Source organism: Alteromonas sp. 76-1, assembly GCF_900654235.1.
GTDB lineage: Bacteria > Pseudomonadota > Gammaproteobacteria > Enterobacterales > Alteromonadaceae > Alteromonas > Alteromonas naphthalenivorans.
Map to the genome: position 1 here is coordinate 772,497 of NZ_LR136958.1, position 20,020 is coordinate 792,516.

General features: G+C 43.4%; 18 protein-coding genes. 9 read left to right on the forward strand and 9 right to left on the reverse strand.

What is annotated here, in order from left to right:
• Positions 1 to 46: 46 nt before the first annotated feature.
• From rpoD to rpsU, 4 genes are all read right to left on the reverse strand, one after another.
• A complete protein-coding gene (gene rpoD / locus ALT761_RS03265) occupies positions 47 to 1,873 on the reverse strand; it encodes an RNA polymerase sigma factor RpoD (RefSeq protein ID WP_013785437.1) in 1,827 nt (608 codons plus the stop codon).
• Positions 1,874 to 2,197: 324 nt separating this feature from the next.
• Entirely contained in the window at positions 2,198 to 3,979 is a 1,782-nt protein-coding gene (gene dnaG / locus ALT761_RS03270) for a DNA primase (RefSeq protein WP_013785436.1), read from the reverse strand.
• A 141-nt stretch (positions 3,980 to 4,120) separates the two neighbouring features.
• On the reverse strand, positions 4,121 to 4,567 hold the full coding sequence (locus tag ALT761_RS03275) for a GatB/YqeY domain-containing protein (protein ID WP_129736521.1): 447 nt from the start codon (positions 4,565 to 4,567) through the stop codon (positions 4,121 to 4,123).
• Positions 4,568 to 4,906: 339 nt separating this feature from the next.
• Positions 4,907 to 5,122 (reverse strand): 30S ribosomal protein S21, encoded by a 216-nt coding sequence (gene rpsU / locus ALT761_RS03280; protein ID WP_012517258.1) that lies wholly within the window; start codon positions 5,120 to 5,122, stop codon positions 4,907 to 4,909.
• 536 nt (positions 5,123 to 5,658) lie between these two features.
• On the opposite strand from rpsU, the gene tsaD reads away from it, so the two are divergent.
• Together tsaD and ALT761_RS03290 are read left to right on the forward strand one after the other, a co-directional pair.
• Positions 5,659 to 6,672: a tRNA (adenosine(37)-N6)-threonylcarbamoyltransferase complex transferase subunit TsaD gene (tsaD, locus tag ALT761_RS03285; RefSeq protein ID WP_129736524.1), complete on the forward strand. Its 1,014-nt coding sequence runs from the start codon at positions 5,659 to 5,661 to the stop codon at positions 6,670 to 6,672.
• Between the two features lie 72 nt (positions 6,673 to 6,744).
• Entirely contained in the window at positions 6,745 to 8,088 is a 1,344-nt protein-coding gene (locus tag ALT761_RS03290) for an alkaline phosphatase family protein (protein ID WP_129740550.1), read from the forward strand.
• A 63-nt stretch (positions 8,089 to 8,151) separates the two neighbouring features.
• Here the strand turns inward: ALT761_RS03290 and plsY are convergent, their stop codons facing one another.
• Positions 8,152 to 8,754, reverse strand: coding sequence for a glycerol-3-phosphate 1-O-acyltransferase PlsY (plsY, locus tag ALT761_RS03295; protein WP_129736527.1), 603 nt, complete (start codon positions 8,752 to 8,754; stop codon positions 8,152 to 8,154).
• 238 nt (positions 8,755 to 8,992) lie between these two features.
• Between plsY and folB the strand changes: the two genes are divergently transcribed.
• The 4 genes from folB (at position 8,993) to ALT761_RS03315 (ending at position 11,200) form a co-directional block, all read left to right on the forward strand.
• The gene (gene folB, locus ALT761_RS03300) at positions 8,993 to 9,346 is read left to right on the forward strand and encodes a dihydroneopterin aldolase (RefSeq protein WP_129736531.1); all 354 of its coding nucleotides are present in this window, start codon (positions 8,993 to 8,995) and stop codon (positions 9,344 to 9,346) included.
• The gene (gene folK / locus ALT761_RS03305; protein WP_129736534.1) at positions 9,346 to 9,840 is read left to right on the forward strand and encodes a 2-amino-4-hydroxy-6-hydroxymethyldihydropteridine diphosphokinase; all 495 of its coding nucleotides are present in this window, start codon (positions 9,346 to 9,348) and stop codon (positions 9,838 to 9,840) included. The genes folB and folK overlap by 1 nt, the downstream gene beginning before the upstream one ends.
• An 8-nt stretch (positions 9,841 to 9,848) precedes the next feature.
• The gene (locus ALT761_RS03310; protein WP_057793864.1) at positions 9,849 to 10,649 is read left to right on the forward strand and encodes an undecaprenyl-diphosphate phosphatase; all 801 of its coding nucleotides are present in this window, start codon (positions 9,849 to 9,851) and stop codon (positions 10,647 to 10,649) included.
• A gap of 182 nt (positions 10,650 to 10,831) precedes the next feature.
• Entirely contained in the window at positions 10,832 to 11,200 is a 369-nt protein-coding gene (locus ALT761_RS03315) for a histidine triad nucleotide-binding protein (protein WP_126872461.1), read from the forward strand.
• Positions 11,201 to 11,348: 148 nt separating this feature from the next.
• On the opposite strand, the gene ALT761_RS03320 is transcribed toward ALT761_RS03315, so the two are convergent.
• Entirely contained in the window at positions 11,349 to 13,055 is a 1,707-nt protein-coding gene (locus ALT761_RS03320; RefSeq protein WP_129740551.1) for a dipeptidyl-peptidase 3 family protein, read from the reverse strand.
• 389 nt (positions 13,056 to 13,444) lie between these two features.
• On the opposite strand from ALT761_RS03320, the gene ALT761_RS03325 reads away from it, so the two are divergent.
• Entirely contained in the window at positions 13,445 to 14,281 is an 837-nt protein-coding gene (locus ALT761_RS03325; RefSeq protein ID WP_129736537.1) for an HDOD domain-containing protein, read from the forward strand.
• Between the two features lie 48 nt (positions 14,282 to 14,329).
• Here ALT761_RS03325 and ALT761_RS03330 read toward each other — a convergent pair whose 3' ends face one another.
• Complete coding sequence (locus ALT761_RS03330) at positions 14,330 to 15,493, reverse strand: benzoate/H(+) symporter BenE family transporter (protein ID WP_129736540.1); 1,164 nt, start codon at positions 15,491 to 15,493, stop codon at positions 14,330 to 14,332.
• Between the two features lie 164 nt (positions 15,494 to 15,657).
• Here ALT761_RS03330 and ALT761_RS03335 point away from each other — a divergent pair, with 164 nt between their 5' ends.
• The gene (locus ALT761_RS03335; protein WP_129736542.1) at positions 15,658 to 16,227 is read left to right on the forward strand and encodes a helix-turn-helix domain-containing protein; all 570 of its coding nucleotides are present in this window, start codon (positions 15,658 to 15,660) and stop codon (positions 16,225 to 16,227) included.
• A gap of 119 nt (positions 16,228 to 16,346) precedes the next feature.
• On the opposite strand, the gene rdgC is transcribed toward ALT761_RS03335, so the two are convergent.
• Positions 16,347 to 17,258, reverse strand: a complete 912-nt coding sequence (gene rdgC, locus ALT761_RS03340; protein ID WP_013785423.1) for a recombination-associated protein RdgC — start codon at positions 17,256 to 17,258, stop codon at positions 16,347 to 16,349.
• Positions 17,259 to 17,351: 93 nt separating this feature from the next.
• A complete protein-coding gene (locus ALT761_RS03345) occupies positions 17,352 to 19,088 on the reverse strand; it encodes a sensor histidine kinase (protein WP_129736543.1) in 1,737 nt (578 codons plus the stop codon).
• Positions 19,089 to 19,290: 202 nt separating this feature from the next.
• Here ALT761_RS03345 and phoB point away from each other — a divergent pair, with 202 nt between their 5' ends.
• Complete coding sequence (gene phoB, locus ALT761_RS03350) at positions 19,291 to 19,980, forward strand: phosphate regulon transcriptional regulator PhoB (RefSeq protein ID WP_013785421.1); 690 nt, start codon at positions 19,291 to 19,293, stop codon at positions 19,978 to 19,980.
• Positions 19,981 to 20,020 lie beyond the last annotated feature (40 nt).

The window sequence follows — 20,020 nt, forward strand, 5'->3', positions numbered from 1 at the left end:
CTGACAAAGCAGGGGATTTTTAACTGTTTTATTACTCGCGAGTATTCTACTCGTCTAAGAAGCTTCGTAGCTGCTCAGAGCGACTAGGGTGACGTAGCTTACGCAATGCCTTCGCTTCAATTTGACGAATACGCTCACGGGTAACGTCAAACTGCTTACCCACTTCTTCAAGTGTATGGTCAGTATTCATGTCGATACCGAAACGCATGCGAAGTACTTTCGCTTCACGTGCTGTAAGCCCTGCCAACACTTCTTGTGTTGCGTCTTTAAGGCTACCGCCGGTCGCAGAATCGAGGGGCTGTATAATGGTACTGTCCTCGATAAAATCACCTAGATGCGAATCTTCATCATCGCCAATTGGCGTTTCCATAGAGATTGGCTCTTTAGCAATTTTCAACACTTTGCGAATTTTGTCTTCTGGCATAAGCATGCGTTCAGATAATTCTTCAGGTGTTGGCTCACGACCCATTTCTTGTAGCATTTGACGAGAGATACGATTAAGTTTGTTAATCGTTTCAATCATGTGCACAGGAATACGGATAGTACGCGCTTGGTCGGCAATAGAACGGGTAATTGCCTGACGAATCCACCAGGTAGCATAAGTTGAGAACTTATAACCACGGCGATATTCAAACTTATCTACCGCCTTCATCAGGCCGATGTTACCTTCCTGAATAAGGTCAAGAAATTGCAAACCACGGTTGGTGTATTTCTTAGCAATTGAAATAACCAAACGTAAGTTAGCTTCAACCATCTCTTTCTTCGCACGGCGAGCTTTTGCTTCACCAATTGACATACGACGGTTGATGTCTTTGATATCAGCAATAACCAAACCAGTTTCTTGTTCAACCTGGTTCATCTTGCTAATACAGCGTTCAATTTCTTCTTTATTAACGGCTAATGCGTCAGAATAAGCTGCGTTAGCTTTAATCGCTTTTGTTAACCAAGCAGAAGACGTTTCGTTTCCTGCAAATGCCTTAATGAAATCTTTCTTAGGCATTTTAGCGTTAACAACACAGAACTTCATGACAAGACGTTCTTGGATACGCACTTTGTCCATCATTGAACGCATGTTTTTAACCATACGATCAAATTGCTTAGGCACTAGACGGAATTCTTTGAAGACTTCACTCAATGCATTGATTTGCTCACGAGCGGCGGCATGAGAGCGGCCTTTCTTCTCGATAACGTCACGTGCTTTGATGTATTGATCACGAAGTGCACCAAACTTAGCACGGGCTAATTCAGGATCTACACCGCCTTCATCTTCGTCTTCTTCATCATCGTCATCATCTTCATCTTCCAGTTCTTCTTCTGAAAGTTCAGAGCCGATGTGCGTGGCCGTAGGAGCAAGATCTTGATCATCATTCGGGTCAACAAAACCAGAAATAATGTCGCTAATGCGAATTTCTTCTGCTTCGTACAAGTCCCATTGATCGAGCAAATAGGTGATGGCTTCAGGGTATTCAGCAACAGAGCACTGAACCTGGTTAATACCATCTTCTATACGCTTGGCAATTTCAATTTCGCCTTCACGAGTAAGAAGCTCAACCGTACCCATTTCACGCATATACATACGCACAGGGTCGGTGGTGCGCCCAATTTCGCTTTCTACTGTAGCAAGCGCTTGAGCCGCAGCTTCGGCTGCGTCTTCATCGGCGGTTGCTTCTTGCATGAGAAGTTCGTCTGAATCTGGAGCAGATTCAGAAACTTGAATTCCCATGTCGTTGATCATGCGAATAATATCTTCAATTTGATCAGAATCGACAATATCTTGCGGCAGGTGGTCGTTAACTTCTGCAAAGGTTAAGTAACCTTGCTCTTTACCTTTTGCAATCAGGAGTTTAATCTGAGACTGCTTGCTTTGCGCCATATAACCTACACTTCTCACATTCAATTAGTTTGCAATAGAAATACCCATACCAAAGAGGTATGTACATTATTTCTCTGTAGTACTACTGTTGTATCAATGCCGCTTCCGCTCGGTGTCACGTCATATTAAACGGTGCACACCTGCCCGGGTTTGGTTCTGCCCGTTTTGTTCGGCTTTATAATTGCTACTGACATTGCTGCAAATTTGTTCACATTTATGCTTATAAGCTTGCGTGCAGCGAATTAGCCAGTATAGCAGAATTACTAATGGTTTTACCAGATTGACGGCTGTTTTTTTAGCCAGTTATTAGCCTCGACCTTATGGTCAGCTTTTCTGGCGCTCCTTCATTAACAAGTTCAGTTCCTCTTTTTCCACTTGAGTGAGTGGTTGAACCCGAGAGCGGGAAATTAAAGTTTCTATGCGGCTATCGAAATGCCAATCGAGTAATCGAGCAAAACTGTCGCTATAAACACGCTCAGCATCCTCGTCTTTAACAAGATGTTCTTGTAACAATAATTTCGCGATAGTAGAAGAATGGGGATGATTGCGGAAGTTTTCAACTAGCTGAGCAGTGGTTGCTTGGGGATATTGGGCACAATAGCGATGAATATCCAATAACAGGTCCATCCCAGTTGCGTCACTCCCTTCAAATACCGAAGGTTGCACGTCATCACAACGTGTGGCTAACGAGGGAGAGTCTAGCAGTAACCTAATCAGCATGCGTAGCGGTGACAAGCGAGCTTTACCTACTTGATTTCTATTCGCTGAATATGCGGGTTTGCTACTGGCGTGGTTCGCTTTGGATATATCTTGCTGTAACTTAAATCTATCGTATTCACCGGTGTGTTTAGCAAGCTCTTCTAATAGCATTTGCTTTTGGTCGTCACCCTGCACACTCTCAATTAACGGCATGGCTGCTTTGCGAAGCGCTATTTTACCTTCCGGTGTACCCACTTTATGTGTTTTCAATTGATTTTCGAAGAAGAAGCGTGACAATGGCATAGCATTATCAAGCATTTCCATGAAGGCATCTTTACCAATTTTTCTTACCATAGTATCTGGGTCTTCGCCGTCAGGTAAGAATAAGAAAGACAGTCTGACACCGTCTTTCAAAGCAGGCAGAGCATTTTCTAATGCGCGCCACGCCGCTTCTCGACCTGCACGGTCGCCATCATAACAACAAACAATATGCGGGGTTGCGCGCACTAACATTTGCATATGTTCAGCCGTGGTGGCGGTGCCAAGTGCAGCCGTTGCTTGGTTAATACCAAACTGACTTAACGCCACCACGTCCATATAACCTTCAACAATGAGTACTGCGTCGAGCTGACGGTTCTGTTGACGAGCTTGGTAAAAACCAAATAGCTCGCTGCCTTTATGAAAAATACGGGTTTCAGGGGAGTTTAAGTATTTAGGGCCACCGTCTTCTAATACACGGCCACCAAAACCAACAACGCGGCCTCGCTTGTCCCGAATGGGGAACATAATTCGGTCGCGAAAGAAGTCGTAGCGTCTGCCTTGGTCGTTCTGATTAACTAATTTTAAGTCGATAAGCTGCTTTACTCGGGCTTGATCTTTGCCAAACGTTTTTAGCAACGCATCCCAACTATCGGGTGCATAGCCGATTTCCCATTGCTTAACGATATCGCCACTAAGCCCACGGCTTTTTAGATAATCTATGGCTTTACCACTATTTTCATTTTGTTTTAATTGGTGTTGAAAAAAGCGAACAACTTGTTCCATTAGTGAGTAGTCGTCTTGCTGCTGTTGCTTTTTCTCTTCGCTAACAACAGGTAAGTGACCTTTCTCTCTCGGCACTTCTAGTCCATAGAGTTTGGCGAGTTCTTCAATGGCCTCAACAAATTCAAGGCGGTCGAACTCCATCAAAAAGGAAATAGCGTTGCCGTGCGCACCACAACCAAAACAATGATAGAACTGCTTTTCTTGGCTTACGGTAAAAGAAGGGCTTTTCTCATTATGAAAAGGGCAGCAAGCTTGATAATTTTTGCCCGCTTTTTTTAACTTCACCCTACTATCAACAATGTCTACAACATCGGTACGTGAGAGAAGATCATCAATAAAATCGCGAGGTATTTTTCCGGCCATGGGGAGACACTAAAGCTTATAACGGTAATTAGGGTAGCACAAAAAAGTACTGTAACAGGGAAGGTAAATAATGAAAATGCCAGGTTTGCGATTACACAAACCTGGCTAGGTCTATTACTACCGCTCGATTTTTATCGATACTTAGGCATTTAAACGGGCTTTTATTTTAGCGCTTAGTGCGCCCATATCTGTGCGGCCTTGCACTTGTGGTTTTAAGCTACCCATTACTTTACCCATGTCCTGCATGCCTTGAGCACCGGTACTTACCATAGCTTCTTCAATTAAGGCGGCAAGTTCGTCTTCGGTTAAAGGCTGTGGAAGAAAACCTTCTAACACAAGAATCTCTTCACGCTCTTTACTGGCCAAGTCATCACGGTCTGCGGCGTCAAACTGAGATGCGGCATCTTGACGCTGTTTAACCATCTTGGTTAGTACTGCAAGAATGTCGCTATCACCTAAGGTGATTTGCTCGTCGATCTCACGTTGCTTAATGGCGGCTATTGCCATGCGAATGGTGCCTAGACGTAATTTTGCTTTAGCGCGCATTGCATCTTTTTGTGCAGATTTTAAATCGTCGATTAAAGCCATGATGCTCCCAAATTAAGTAAAGTTTCAACAAAGAAGGGTTGTCACTATAAGGTATAAAAAAAGGTATAAAGAAAAAAGTAAAACAGTAAAAGTAAAAAAAATATTTTATGTAGGGATACCCATAAAAGGACATACACTATCGATAACAGGCGAGTCAGTGACCTATTAAAATCAATGGCTTCCAACAGACTTTTTTAATATTCAACACCGGGCTGCATATTAATGACCGCCGAGCTGCAAATAAATAACAACAAGTGCCAATGAAGAATTTTCTGTACCCCAGAAACGCGAAAGGTGCTGCAATTGCAACACCTTTCAGACTCGTAACTTAACCCTGTATTAGTAGAGTTTTACGCGACGTGCGTTTTCACGAGCTAATTTCTTTAGATGACGCTTTTTCGCAGCGGCTTTCTTACGCTTGCGTTCCCAAGTAGGCTTTTCGAAGAACTCACGACGACGAACTTCAGACAATACGCCTGCTTTTTCACAAGAACGCTTAAAACGACGCAGCGCTACATCAAACGGCTCGTTTTCTCTAACTTTAACGATAGGCATTTAAACACTCACCTCAAAACTTTTGCTGTATAATTCCGGGAAATTGAGCGCTAAAAAGGCCACCCGGGTTAAAAATGGTGCGAAATTCTAATCATTTCCGAACAGAAAGTAAAGACTGAATTGCCAAAAAATAGGCAATATTGCGCAAATAAACGAAGCACCATTCCAAGATATGCGGAATAAAGGTAAACTCTGCGCCCTCTGAGACAAGGTAATACCTTTTATCTGTCTGCGTGAGAAGAAGAATTCAGCGCGATCCCGCATTGGTTGAGTGGATCATATCACAGATCGCAGATGATCAAACAGGTCAGGTGCTGATCTATTGTAATAAACTTTGTTGCAATAATTACTGAGGTAACTCAACTAACCTATTGCAGGGTAAATGATGCTGATTATGCTCAATACTTGCGATTCGGCTATAGCTTGTGCTCGACAGGTTCGACAACTAAGCAAGCCATTGGTGTTTGTTATACCGTAAACATTGTTGTTAAAGATGTAAAAGTAAGGTTTGGCTCAATGCAAATATTAGGAATAGTATGCGTATATTAGGAATAGAAACTTCTTGTGATGAAACGGGTATCGCCGTTTATGACGATACTGCGGGATTATTGTCACACGAATTATACAGCCAAGTTAAATTACACGCCGATTACGGCGGTGTAGTGCCTGAACTTGCGTCACGGGATCATGTTAGAAAAATTATCCCGCTTATCGAAAAAGCGCTTAGTGATGCTAACACCCAACCTAATGAATTAGACGGCGTAGCGTTCACCCAAGGCCCTGGTCTTGTTGGTGCGTTACTAGTAGGTTCTTCCGTGGGGCGTTCGTTAGCTTACGCGTGGGGTGTACCCGCAGTTGGTGTACATCACATGGAAGGGCATTTACTCGCCCCCATGTTAGAAGATAACGCGCCTGAATTTCCTTTTATTGCATTGCTGGTATCGGGCGGCCACTCTATGTTGGTAAAAGTAGAAGGTATAGGCAGCTACGAGGTTCTTGGTGAGTCTATTGATGACGCAGCCGGTGAAGCCTTTGATAAAACCGCCAAACTACTGGGGCTTGATTACCCAGGCGGGCCTTTATTAGCCAAGCTGGCAGAAAAAGGCGAGCCAGGACACTACAAATTCCCAAGGCCAATGACAGACCGCCCAGGTTTAGATTTCAGCTTCAGCGGCTTGAAAACTTTTGCAGCTAATACCATCCGTGCTGCGGATGACAACGAGCAAACCAAAGCTAATATTGCATACGCGTTTCAAGAAGCGGTTATCGATACGCTTATTATTAAGTGTAAGCGAGCACTCAAGCAAACGGGTATGAAGCGCTTAGTGATTGCCGGTGGAGTAAGCGCGAATACCATGTTGCGTACACAAATGAAAACCTTGATGGATGATTTACGCGGTGAGGTTTTCTATCCTAACTTAGCGTACTGTACCGACAACGGCGCCATGATAGCTTATGCAGGTATGCAGCGTTTGAAAGCCGGTGAAGTATTGGGGCTTTCTTCACAAGCTAAACCTCGATGGCCGCTGGATACGTTAGCGCCAGTATAATAATGTTGTCATCACGGGGTATTATCATGCTAAATAGTCAGTAAGTTTATTTAGCATGTAGGAAATCTAGTGGTGTTTTTTCGTGATAGCGCTTGGCTCATAATAAAGTTTATTGGCGTGGTACTTACCGCTAGTTGGTTGTCGCTAGCGGCCTTTAGTGCCCATGCTATTAATAAGCATGCAATTAATAACACCGTCATTAATAAGAATGCGGTTGGCCTTAAGAATCTGGCCTCAAGCCAGTCGGCTGAAAGTAGCAAAAATCATGTGGTTCTTATATCTTTAGACGGGTTTAGACATGATTACATCGAGCTGCATAATGCAAAGAATCTCGCACGAATTGCTAAGGCTGGTGTGCGAAGCAGATCGTTAACACCTGTCTATCCCGCAAATACTTTCCCCAACCATATTTCTATTGTTACTGGGCTACTACCCATACACCACGGCATTGTCGATAATCGTTTTCATGACAAGTTGCGACCCAGCAAAGAGGGTAGCTACGCACAATATTCTATGGGGAAGGCACAAGGCGATAGCAGCTGGATTACTGCGATGCCGCTTTGGCATTTGGCAGAGTTTCAGGGGCACAAAGCTGCAACCTATTTCTGGCCTGAATCTGACGCTAGAATAGCAGGAGCGCTGCCTACTTATCTTTATCACTACTCGAAGCATGCAGATTACCAACAACGGGTAGACCAAATCGTTCAATGGTTAAGCCTGCCGGAAGCTGCAAGGCCACTTTTTGTCTCAGGCTACTTTTCATTGACTGACACAGTGGGTCACGACGAAGGACCTATGTCGGAGAAAACAAAAGAGGCTGTTGCAAAGGTAGATAAGCTAATCGGTCAATTGTACGACCGCTTAAATGCGCTTTCGATAGACGTTAATTTGGTTGTGGTATCTGATCACGGTATGACCAACGTAGCCGATAGCCACCAGATTATGGTTGAGTCTTTAAATATTGCTGATGACTTTACGGTGCTTAACAATGGTGCGCAAGTGCGCCTATATGCAAAGCCAGAGGTTACACACGAGCAAATTGAAGATGAGAAAAATCGACTCCGGGTATTGGCTGAGGGGAAATTTATCGTGCTTAACTCCGTTGAACGCGATGTCAGGCATTCACAATACAATGCACGAACCGGCGATATTATTATGGAGACTGCCCCGCCTGCACGGTTTAAAAGTGAAGGAGATACTCATGTGAGCAAAGGTAGCCATGGTTATCTCAATACGTTACCAGACATGGGTGGACTATTTGTGGCGTCCGGGCCTTCGTTTAAACAAGGTAAAATACTTCCAACTTTCAGTAATCTAGAAATATACCCAGCGCTTGCTGAAGTGATGGGCTTGGCCTTACTTGCCCCTATCGATGGTGAAGTTAAAGTGTTGCGCGAAGGTTTAAAAGAACAATGATGCTTAGCATGCTTTAGCATACGCCCACGTTAAAATATAACGGGTACGCAAATGTGGATTTGCTTACTCTTTGGTATTGCCTTTGTCCCAAATTTTGCCCTCAGAGCGGCTGACTAATCTTTTGATGTTGTCGCGATGCCGCAAGATAATTAGTAAAGAGAGCATGATGACTGGAACGGTGTAAAGGGGTTTTATTAACCAAGTGAAAAGCGGGGCAAGGCTTACTGCCATCAATGCACCCAGTGACGAATAGCCGGTAAGAAATACCACAATAACCCAGCTCAAAATAAGCAAGCCAGCTAAATCTAATCCAATAGGTAACATGGCACCAAATGCCGTTGCTACTGCTTTGCCCCCTTTGAAGCCAAAATACAAAGGGAAAATATGACCTAAACATGCGGCAATAGCGACTAGGCCTAAAAGTACGGGATCTAAGCCTAAAAAGTAGCTGGAATAAACGGGAATAGTCCCTTTTAAAATATCCATTACCAGCACCAGCAATGCCGGAATCCTGCCGCCAATTCGATATACATTGGTGGCGCCGGGGTTCTTAGAACCAGCAGTGCGGGGATCGGGAAGAGAAAATGCTTTGCAGATAACTACCGCGCTCGATAAAGAGCCAAACAAATAGGCTACGCAAATCATTAATAGAGCTAACAGTATCATTATTGCTGCTTTAACCTGCTGCTTTGTACACTAAACGTATATCTACACTAATAATATGGGACGAATGCTATTGTGCGTGTTGCCCCCACTTGCAGTACAACGGTATAGTTGTGCCACCATCGCCCTATGGCGAATAACGTAAAACGTAAAGCTACTCCATTCAAAAGTGATATACCACCTTTTGAGAAGAAGTTAACGTGGTAGTAAGACCAGTATGGTCATAAGAATGAAAAGGTTTATGGGAAAAATATATATAACAGAGCTCGCTGTCGATACCCTTATTGGTGTGTATGATTGGGAACGAGAGCGTTTAACCACGCTGTTGCTCGATGTTGAACTCGACGCTAACCTAGATGCCGCAATGCAGTCAGATAATGTCGATGACACCATTAACTATGCCGACGTGGCTGATTGTATTACCGAAGTAGGAAAAAACAGTCGTTTTATGCTGTTAGAAGCATTTGGTGGTGCGGTAATGAACAAGGTACTAGCCACCTTTCCGGCCCATGCCATTCGTCTTAAAATTGTGAAGCCGAATATTCTACCTAATGCGCAAACGGTGGCAGTGGCTATGTATCAGGAAAAGTCCTAGTGGGGCGTCATACTATTTTAATCAGTGTGGGTTCTAATATCGACAAAGAGCACTACATACGAGAAAGTATTAAAGCGCTTAAACTGCATTTCGATGATGTTAGTTACTCTTCGGTATATGAGAGTGAGTCAGTCGGCTTCGATGGCAGTGCCTTTTATAACCTAGTGGCGAAAGCTGTTACTTCTATGAGTATTATTGAAGTGCGAGATACCTTTCGTCAGATTGAAAGTGACAATGGCCGTAAACACGGGGAAAAGAAATTTTGTTCCCGTACACTGGACTTAGACTTACTAACATACGACGACCAAATTACCCATGAACCCGTTGTGCTACCTAGGGAAGAGATTCTGTATAACGCCTTTGTATTATGGCCGTTAGCTGAATTGGTCCCTAACGATATCCACCCTGTTGAAGGCAAAACCTACGAGGCGCTTTGGCAGGCATTTGATAAAGAAAAACAAACACTCTCGCCCATCAATTTTACTTGGAGCTAAGCAACGGAATGACACTGTTCGAAATAATCATATTGGCCATTATTCAGGGCGTTACCGAATTTTTACCTATCAGCAGTTCTGGGCATCTTTTACTGCCCGCAGAATTATTTGGCTGGGTAAGTCAGGGGTTAGCGTTTGATGTTGCTGTTCACGTGGGAAGCTTACTGGCGGTAATGATTTATTTTCGCCAAGAAATTGCACAAATGACAGTGGCTTGGGTAACTAAGGGTTTTACAAAAGAGCAAAACACCGACAGTAAGTTAGCATGGTATGTGATTATCGCGACTATACCTGCTGTGATTATTGGCTTTGTAATGAAAGACTGGATAGAACTTAACGCCAGAACCGCCCTTGTTATTGCCGCTACCACCATTATTTTTGGCCTTGCCCTATGGTATGCCGACGCCACTGCGAAACGCACCCAAGAATTAACATCGCTTAATTGGAAACAAGCATTGTTGATTGGGTTAGCACAAGTGCTGGCACTTATTCCTGGTACTTCCCGCTCGGGTATTACCATGACCGCAGGTTTGATGTTGGGGTTAAATAGAGAGAGTTGTGCGCGCTTTTCGTTTTTACTTTCTATACCCGTTATTCTGGGCGCAGGTTTGCTTGCCACCCTTGATTTATTACAAGCTAACGAAGCGGTTGATTGGTCTGCGTTGCTTTATGGCGCTGCGTTTTCATTTGTGAGTGCGTACTTATGTATTTACCTTTTCCTTAGCTGGATATCACGAATTGGTATGCTGCCATTTGTGATTTACCGCTTACTGTTAGGCGTCATCTTGCTTTGGTTCGTTTTTGCATAAGTTGTTCTTATAAACGCAAGGTCACAAATGACTGGGTCACAAATGACTGGGTCGCAAATGACTGGGTCGCAAATGACTGGGTTGGCGTAATACAATAAGGCGAATTCCTGTCTAGGGAATACGCCTCTTTTAAAGCGTAAACAATGTAATATGGTTACAATAATTGATGCAGGGAGTACGCAATGTTAGACACTATTTTTACGAAGATTATCAATAAAGAAATACCAGCAGATATCCTTTATGAAGATGATATCTCATTGGCGTTTAGGGATATAAATCCGCAAGCGCCGGTTCATTTTTTAGTGATCCCGAAAAAAGCGATCCCTACTATCAATGACATTACAAAAGAAGATAGGGAAGTCGTAGGGCACCTATCTTATGTGGCTGCAAAGGTCGCGGGTGAATTAGGTGTAGATGAGCAGGGTTACCGCACGGTAATGAACTGTAATGAGTTTGGTGGGCAAACGGTGTACCACATACATTTACATGTGCTAGCCGGTAAAATCATGGGCTGGCCACCATATACTGATACCGCAAAGCGTTTGGAATAGATAGGGTTTGGACGAGAAAGTCCTTAGGATGAAAAACGTTTTAAAGAACCATTCAGTGTAGAATGGTTCTTTAAATAGCCAGTCAGTTGCTTAACATAGGCAACTGACTGGCCTAGTGTTTAATGAACCGCATATCGATAGATAGTGGTTAGTTCAAACCAAGTACCTTTTTACCTTGTTCGAAGTGAATATCGACAGGGATGTTTGCCGCCTCTAAGCGCGCTAAATCTGCCGCTAGCTGTGGTTTAATCACGCCCATACTGGCTACAAGCTCAGCAACACCATCGTAGTCGCCATCACCTTGCAGGGTTAAAATAAGCTCAGATAATGCGGCTACTGCTGCGCCCATCTTCTCAACATTAACGCGATAAACACCTTCTTCGGTTTGTTCAAAAGCACCTTCTTGTGCAAAGAAATTAAAGCGGATCATATTCGCCTTACCGTGCGCACTAGATGCCCCAAAACGTACTGAGCGGAAAATGCCAGCCATAAAGGTGACGTAATAGTCTTCAAGTGTACCCTCTGAAATCTCACCTTTTTCGAGCAAGCTTTGAATCATGTAAAGACCCAAAATGTCAGCTTTACCTTCTTCTAATGCAGAGGCGTGCTCTTTTAGTGAGCCTCTCACTGTACCGCTTCCATCAAGGGTGTTTTTTATACCTAAGCCATGCGCCACTTCATGAAACATGGTGTTAGCAAAAAACGCATCAAACGTAATATGGTCACGTTGCTCAGGTGCAATTAACATATCCGCAATAGGAATAAGAATATTGTCGAACTTGGCACGCATCGCGTTTTTAAGTTGCAAACGACGGGTGCCTTTTTCAAGCTGTACACGCTCATCATTAGGTAAGTTAATCGCAATGGTTTTACTGCCAGCATTTGAATGCCCCGCGTAATACACAACGTCATAGGCGTTTAAGTCGGCATCGGAGCCAGGTACTTCCGCTTTGTACTGAGCAGGTACAGGTAAACCTTTTTGTAGCTCTGGAAGAAAAGCAGCGTATTTTGCGAGTTTTTCACTCCACGCTAAATCTTTTACCAGGACATAGGCTTCAAAGGCGGCGCGATAACCAAATAACTGGTCTTCATAGCTTTCGATTGGACCAATTACCAACTCTACAGGATTGGTCTTCATGTCCATCCACGCCATATCTGAGGCTAAGTAATCGTCGGTAAGTAATGCTTGTGCACGTAGGGTTAAGTAGGCTTTAAAGCTTGAATCTTCGGCAAGTTCAGCAGCCTCTTTAAGAATATTTGATGCAGCGGTTAATTCACTTTTGTACGCCTCAGAGTAGGGCACTGAGTAAAGGTTGCCAGCTTCATCTTGCTTCACCAATGAGTATAAGCCTTGTTTGTCATCAAACGTGGCGGTCGCGAAGCCAGCCTTTGTCATGTTGTGAGGATAAAATTCAGCACCTAGGGCTTTCTCCTCATAGCCCGAAAGAAACGCGTTATCGCCGTTCAATCTGTCCCATGGGCCATAGTTGATTGAAGCAAAGTGTTTAACGTCGTCGTTTTCAATACTATTTAAAAACGCATTTTTATCACCGAAGAAGGCTTGTTTCCAAAACAGGTCGTCCATTATTTTAGACGCATCTATGAGCAAACCTATCATCTTTTGTTGGTTGTCACTTAAATGGGATAAGTCGCTGGTCAGTTCAACAGGATGATAAATAGATAACCGAGACTCATTCACAAGAAGCGTACTGTCAGGTAATACGGTTTGTGAAGCTTTTTCAGTGGTATTAGCTTGTGATACGGCTTCTTCTGGCGCCTTGGAGCAGGCGCTCATAAATAAACTTGTGGCAACTGCCACGGCAAGAGTAGAGTAATGTTTGCGTGATAATTTCATCATAAAGTTTTCTGTTCTACATTTATTGGCAGGTAAAGAATATACAATAAAGTAACATGTTAGCGAGTGGCATTTTGATGTGTATCAAGGTTTCATGTAAAGGCATATGTACTACACTGTTGATAACGCGTAATAATGCATATTCAATGTTGAGTTAGTAAAAGGTTCAATATTATTCGAGCTCAATAACGGTTATAACATAAGGGGAATGTGATTTCCTGCTATCATAAAGCTATGCTTTTCATATGCGTAGCGTATAGTGGAATAGTAAGACTCTGAGCAACTGCAACTTGGTCATTTACTCGCAAACAAGGATTACAGTGTAACCGCGGGTATCTTAAATTCATTGCCTTTTAGTGGCTATTTGAAACATATCTAAGGGTAGGTATATGTCTACACAAAATGCGCTCTCAACAATTCTTGTTGAAAAAATAACAAACGACACACTCGTACTTCCTACGTTACCGGCTATTGCTTTAAAAGTGAGAAAGTCAGCGGATGATCCTAATATCAACCTAAGTGCTATGGGTGATGTTATCGGACAAGACCCCTCCTTAAGCGCAAGAATGATTAAAATTGCGAACAGCGCTTATATGGGTCGCAGTATCAAAGTAAACTCTATCAGCCAAGCGGTAACCCGTATTGGTTTACGCCAAATCAAGAATATCTCAACCGCGCTTGCGATGGAGCAGCTGTTCGTTTCTAAAAACGATGTAGTGAGTGCTTATCTACAAAAAGAGTGGGCGAATACCGTTAATATCGTGGCTAATTCAATGGCGGTCATGCAGCTTTATATCGCTCGCACGAAAAAGCGTGAAATGAGTATGGATATTATGACGCTAACAGCGTTAACCCATAACATTGGCGTATTGCCTATTCTAACCGAAGCAGAAAGACATCCTGAAGTGTTTGCGAATCCAACCTTTTTAGAAGTGGCTATCGACAAGCTAGCGGGCCGAATTGGCGCTAGTATCATGCGAGAGTGGGGGTTCGGTGAAGAGTTTGTGAATGTAGCCAAATGCTGGAAAGATTTAAGCTACATACCTGAACAGGTTACCTACATAGATTTCGTCCGTGTTGGCGCTGCCGTTTCTGGCGCAATCGACGGTCAAAAAGATGCGGTTTTGAATTTAGCCATACAGCGTGATGTTATTGATGATGTGGCGATACTTCACTCAGATGAATTTGCCGATCTTGCCGGTGCGGCGAAACAAATATTTGCCTAACACCTTACTAGCATGATGTTAGTAAAGCAGGATTATCTGAAGCCGAACTTATGTTCGGCTTTTTTGTTTGTTGCTTTCAACCAACATTAACAATAAGCCAAGTAAAAGGCCCCACACCGCTGACGTGATGGATAAAAGACTAAAGCCTGATGCCGTACATAAAAAGGTGACCAAGGCAGCGTGACGGTACTGGTCGCTCTCTACGGTTTTGACCAAGGCTGCTTGCAAAGTGGCCAGTAGTGCAAGACCAGCCAGTAGATGCACTACAATAGGGGGCATTGATACGAATAGCACCACCACAACAGACGCGAGTAGCCCCATAAAAAGGTAGCCAATACCTGCGGCAATAGCCGCTTTGTAGCGCTGGCTTTTATCTTTGTCTGCTTCTTCGCCCATACACAAGGCAGCAGTTATTGCCGCTAGATTAAACGTGAACCCGCCAAACGGTGCCAGCACACCCTGCAATATGGCAATGCCACTTAGCACTTTTTTATGGTCGGGATGATAACCATGGGCATGATGTATCGCAATACCGGGCAAATTCTGAGAAAGGGTAGTAATGATGTACAAGGGAACGGCAAGCCCTATAGCGGCGGTTACTGAAAACTCAGGGCTAACCCACACGGGAGTTGGTAGTGCAAGTGTTAAGGGGAGCTCGCCGTTTAACCAGCTACTTGTAACGATAGAAACAGCCAGTAAGCACAACATAAGGTAGCGAGGGAAAAACCGGCTTCCAACAAGATAGATAGCCAGAAAACTGGCAACAATGTAGGGGTGTTGCTCTACATCAGTAAATATCGAAATACAGATAGGCAGTAAGATACCTGCCAGTAGCGCCGATGAGATACTAGCCGGAATACGGCTTATTTGATTGAGCAAACTGCGACTTTGCGCGGTAACCAGTGAAAGCAACGCGCAAATAATAAAGGCGCCAATACTCTCGGGAAGACTGTACTGTTCAACGCTCCCTAATAAAAAGGCCGCACCTGGGGTAGACCAAGCGGTGACCACGGGCATTTTTGTTAGCCAAGAATAGAAAATACAGGAAATACCCATTCCTAGGCCTAATGCGAGAAGCCAACTTATGACCATATCAGGGCTTGCCCCCGCTTTACGGGCAACATCGATAACAATAACAACGGCGCTGCTATAGCCAACGGTGACTGCGGTTAACCCTGAAGAAATGTGGCTAATCTGCCATTTTGATTTCATCTTTGCCCCAACAATTTGAACCCGTTTCAAAATTACTTCATACTCTGTGCGTTATAACGTACAAGTTTAACTTACTTTACACGTGTGCGTTATAGCGCACAAGGTGTTTTGTTTTTAAAATACTCAATCGATTCTATTTGTGGGTATTCGATAAGAAGCAGTGAATGATGAAGAACAATAGCGATGCACTACAGGCGGGGGATTTTTCGTTAAGTATTTCTTCGCGTTTGAAGCAATTACGTAATGATATGGGCTTGTCTCTTGATAAAGCCGCTACGCTAACCGGCGTATCTAAAGCTATGTTAGGCCAAATAGAGCGGCAAGAATCAAGCCCTACTATCGCTACCTTGTGGAAAATTGCGACTGGGTTGAATGCTTCGTTTTCCTCCTTTATTGCGGCAAACGCACAGTCTGAATTCGATGTTAATCACGGCTTTATTCACGACCCAAACATGCAAGTGAAAACCCTTTTTCCTTTTGATGTAAACAAAGGTTTTGAGGTGTTTGAAATTACCCTAACTCACTTCCATGAACAGCGTTCTACCGCCCATCAAAGTGGGGTGACAGAGCATATTCATTGTATTGAGGGCAGGTTGACCTTGAGGCAAGGCGATGAGAGTAAAACCATCACGGCAGGCGAGCAGTATTTAATAAAGGCCGATCAAGTACATGGCTATAAAGACGAAAGTGGGGAAACCCAGTTTATTAATATTATCCACTATCCGGTGCTGTAGAGGCAGATGACAGGCAAATGGTTAGATGCAAAGCTGGTGGGTAAGATAAATAAAGTGTTGAGCGGTGCCAATGAGGCACTGCTCAACACGTATTGGTTATGCGCTAGTTGAAAATGATATTACGTGTTAGCGTCATTCAAGTTGAGCGTTTCTCGCAAGAAGTTTAGCAAAGTACAAAGCTCCGCAGACATTAAGGCAAATTCAGCATCCAAGCGGGCTTCCACTTGGTCTTTAGGAATGTCTTCAGTCTCTTCTTTTAATCGGTCGGTAAACTTAATACGCTTTAACGATCCGTCTTCAGCAATAACAGCCGTTAGCGTATCTTGGTATTCAAAAGCGACTTTTTGTACCAGCTTTCCTGCATCCAAATGAATCGTGATTTCATCACTATCCAGAGGCTGGTTTTTGCAGCGAATAATACTGCCGGCATCATCTGTCGATTTAAACTCGGCTTCTTCAAGTAGCGCTATGCCATCTGGCGCAGCATCAGTCAGCCAGTGAGTAAGTTCAGACTGCAAACTGTGTCGAGCTAAAGGCACAACAGGCAGTGAGCCAATGGCTTTTCTTACCAAGGCTAAAAAGGCTTCAGCTTTGCCATCGGCAGAGGCATCAACAGCTACAAGATTATCTTCTAACGATATAAAGCCATGGGTATAAGTGTTTTTAGTAAACGCTTGAGGTAATAAGCGAGTTTGAATTTCCTGCTTAAGATCGGCTTTCGCTTTTTTACCTACAGGTGAACCGGTTTCCATTTCAATTTTGGCAACCATGTCGTCCAGTTCGGCATTAATGACCGCGGCAGGGAGTAGCTTTTCCTGCTTCTTAACAGTAAGCCAGTAACGTTGGCCAACACGCTGAAACATGGTGCCTTGTTTACCGGCTTGAGAGAAAGGGGAGGCAAAGCCCATAGTGGCCAAGTCTTGACTCTTACAAGGGCGGAATGCTTGCTCGCTTAGCACGCGCTCTAGGTCGCCATCGTCAAGGGAAAGTGGCTGTGTAATTTGGTAGGCTTTTATATTTTTAAACCACATTTGAGGCTATCTCTTTTAAAAATGGTGGGCAAGCGTACCAAGCTAGCGAATGCGGTGCAACGGATATAGTACGGGAGCTATAGAGAATTTTTGTTAAGCCTGTTTACCCTTCATAGGAAAGCGAATGGTATATTGAAGGCCGTCGCCAGGTTTGCTTTGCGCTTCAATGTGGCCAGATAAAGACTGAGTAACAAGGTTGTACATAATGTGGGTGCCAAGCCCGCTGCCGCCTTCTCCTCGCTTAGTGGTAAAGAAGGCATCAAATAACTTATCCAAGTCATCATTAGACAAGCCTTTTCCATTGTCGCGGTAACGCATCTCTATGGTGTTGTTATCAGCACTTACATCTAGCGTAATTTTGCCATCGTTGGTATCTTCAAAACCATGCACTAAAGAGTTTACAATCATGTTTGTTACAATTTGAGCAATGGCACCTGGTGCACAGCGAATATAAAGATCTTCAGGGCAATTAACCACTATCTCATGGTTACTGTGCTTGAAGCTTGGCTTAAGCGATTTAATGATGTCACGAATGTAATCATTCAGGTTTATCTCTCGCTCTGTTTCGCTGGTTTGATCCACCGCCACCTGTTTGAAGCTGGCAATAAGCTCAGACGCTCTATTTAAGTTAGTTAAGAGAAGATTTGCTGTTTGTTCTGCTTCATTAATGAAGTTTTCCATGTTCTTAGTTGTTAGGCTTTTCTCTTCAAAACTAGTTTTTAAGTTACCGAGTCGCTCTTGTAAAAAGCTGGCTGCCGTCACGCCAACGCCCAATGGTGTATTTACATCGTGGGTAATACCCGCTACTAAACCGCCAAGAGAGGCCATGCGTTCAGATTCTACCAACTGGTCTTTGGCAAGTTGTAAATTTCCCATTGAATTCGCCAACTCCGCATTTCTTTTACGAAGCTCGTCTTCTATATACTGCCTATTTTCATTCTCTTGACGGAGCTCTCTTTGATTTGCGATAAGTTCGTCTTTTTGCTGTTCAAGGCTAAGCATAATTTGAGAAAGCGAAGAGGTTTTCTTGGCGACTTCTTGCTCTAAAATGAGGTTCTGATCGTCTAGCTTTTTATTGGCATGTGACAGCTGGTCTTGTGCATTGGTCAACTTGTTATTAGAAACGATTAAATCGTCGATAACGTTGTTGTAGGATTCTTTTAATTGCAGTAATTCATTATCGTCATTAATTTTTACTGAAAGCTTACTTTCGTTGGGATGAAGCGGGTCGAACCCTTCCATTTGATGAATTATTTCAGCTAAGGGTTCCGACAGCATGGTGCGAAACGCGGTCATAAAAAGAAATACCAAGAAGGTCGTTTTTATTAACGCATTACCAATAAGAAAAAAGATCCCAATTTCAATACGACCAAAAATAGTATCGAAACTTGAATAAAGTGTGACATCACCAACCGTGGATTCTCGGCCGGAAAATTTAAATATTAATGGAAAGCTATAGCTAAAAATACCACCTGGGTGGTCTTCAATAAGTTCTTCTTCGATGGGAGAGCGAGGACGCTGAATACTTAAACCGTAGTCGGCAATTTGATTGCCATTTTCATCTCTAACTTGCACGCCTTCAACAATAGGAAGTTCTAATAACCCCTCTGCAATTGAGTTTGCTTGCTCGGTGTTTAGTTCCCACAGGGCGCGGGTTAAGCTGGTTGAGAAGGTGTTTTTTAACGTTTGTAATTCGTCTTCAACATGATCTTTGGTGCTTAAATACTCAGTGAAAATCTGTCCGACAGTAACAATAAGCGTAAGAATGAAGTATACAGAGAGTACTCTTGTCAGCAGTTTTCTTGATAACCCAGTTTTTACCGCCGCCATTGAACAACATTCCTCTGTCTATGATTTACTTGACCTTCATTGCCAAGAATATGCGTAAATGTATGAATAAACAAGCAAGCGCTATGAAGAAAATACTACCCATCTTTGTAGAAAACTTGACACATTAATGTAATCGTTTTAATAAAAGTGTCACAGTGCACATTAATAATAGCGGCGTTTTGTGATGAGCAGGAAAATAATAATGTCTCGTACAGTTTTGGTGGTTGAGGACGAAGCGCCCATCCGTGAAATGCTTAAGTTTGTGTTAGAGCAATCTGGTTTTAATATTATTGAAGCCGAAGATTACGACATAGCGCAAGAAAAAATATGTGAACCTTACCCAGATTTAATCTTACTCGATTGGATGCTACCTGGTGGAAGCGGCGTTCAATTGGCCAAGAGTTTAAAGCAACATGAGTTCACTCGTGATATTCCAGTGATCATGCTTACCGCAAGAGGCGAAGAAGAAGATAAAATTCGCGGTCTTGATGCGGGTGCTGACGATTACGTCACTAAACCGTTTTCACCTAAAGAGCTTATTGCTCGAATAAAAGCGGTGATGCGACGGGTAACGCCTACATCAAATGAAGAGCCTATTGAATTTAACGGCTTGAAACTTGAGCCTGTTTCTCATCGCGTTATGGCCAACGAAGATCCGTTAGACATGGGGCCAACCGAGTTTAAACTTCTTCACTTCTTCATGACCCATCCAGAGCGTGTCTATAGCCGTGAGCTATTACTCGACAATGTCTGGGGGACGAATGTGTATGTGGAAGATAGAACGGTTGATGTGCATATCAGACGTTTACGCAAAGCTATCTCTCGTCATGGGCATGATGCTATGATTCAAACCGTGCGTGGAGCCGGTTACCGTTTCTCTACCAAACTCTAAATTCTCAGCGGATAAGAGACGCCGATAGCGTCTCTTCGCT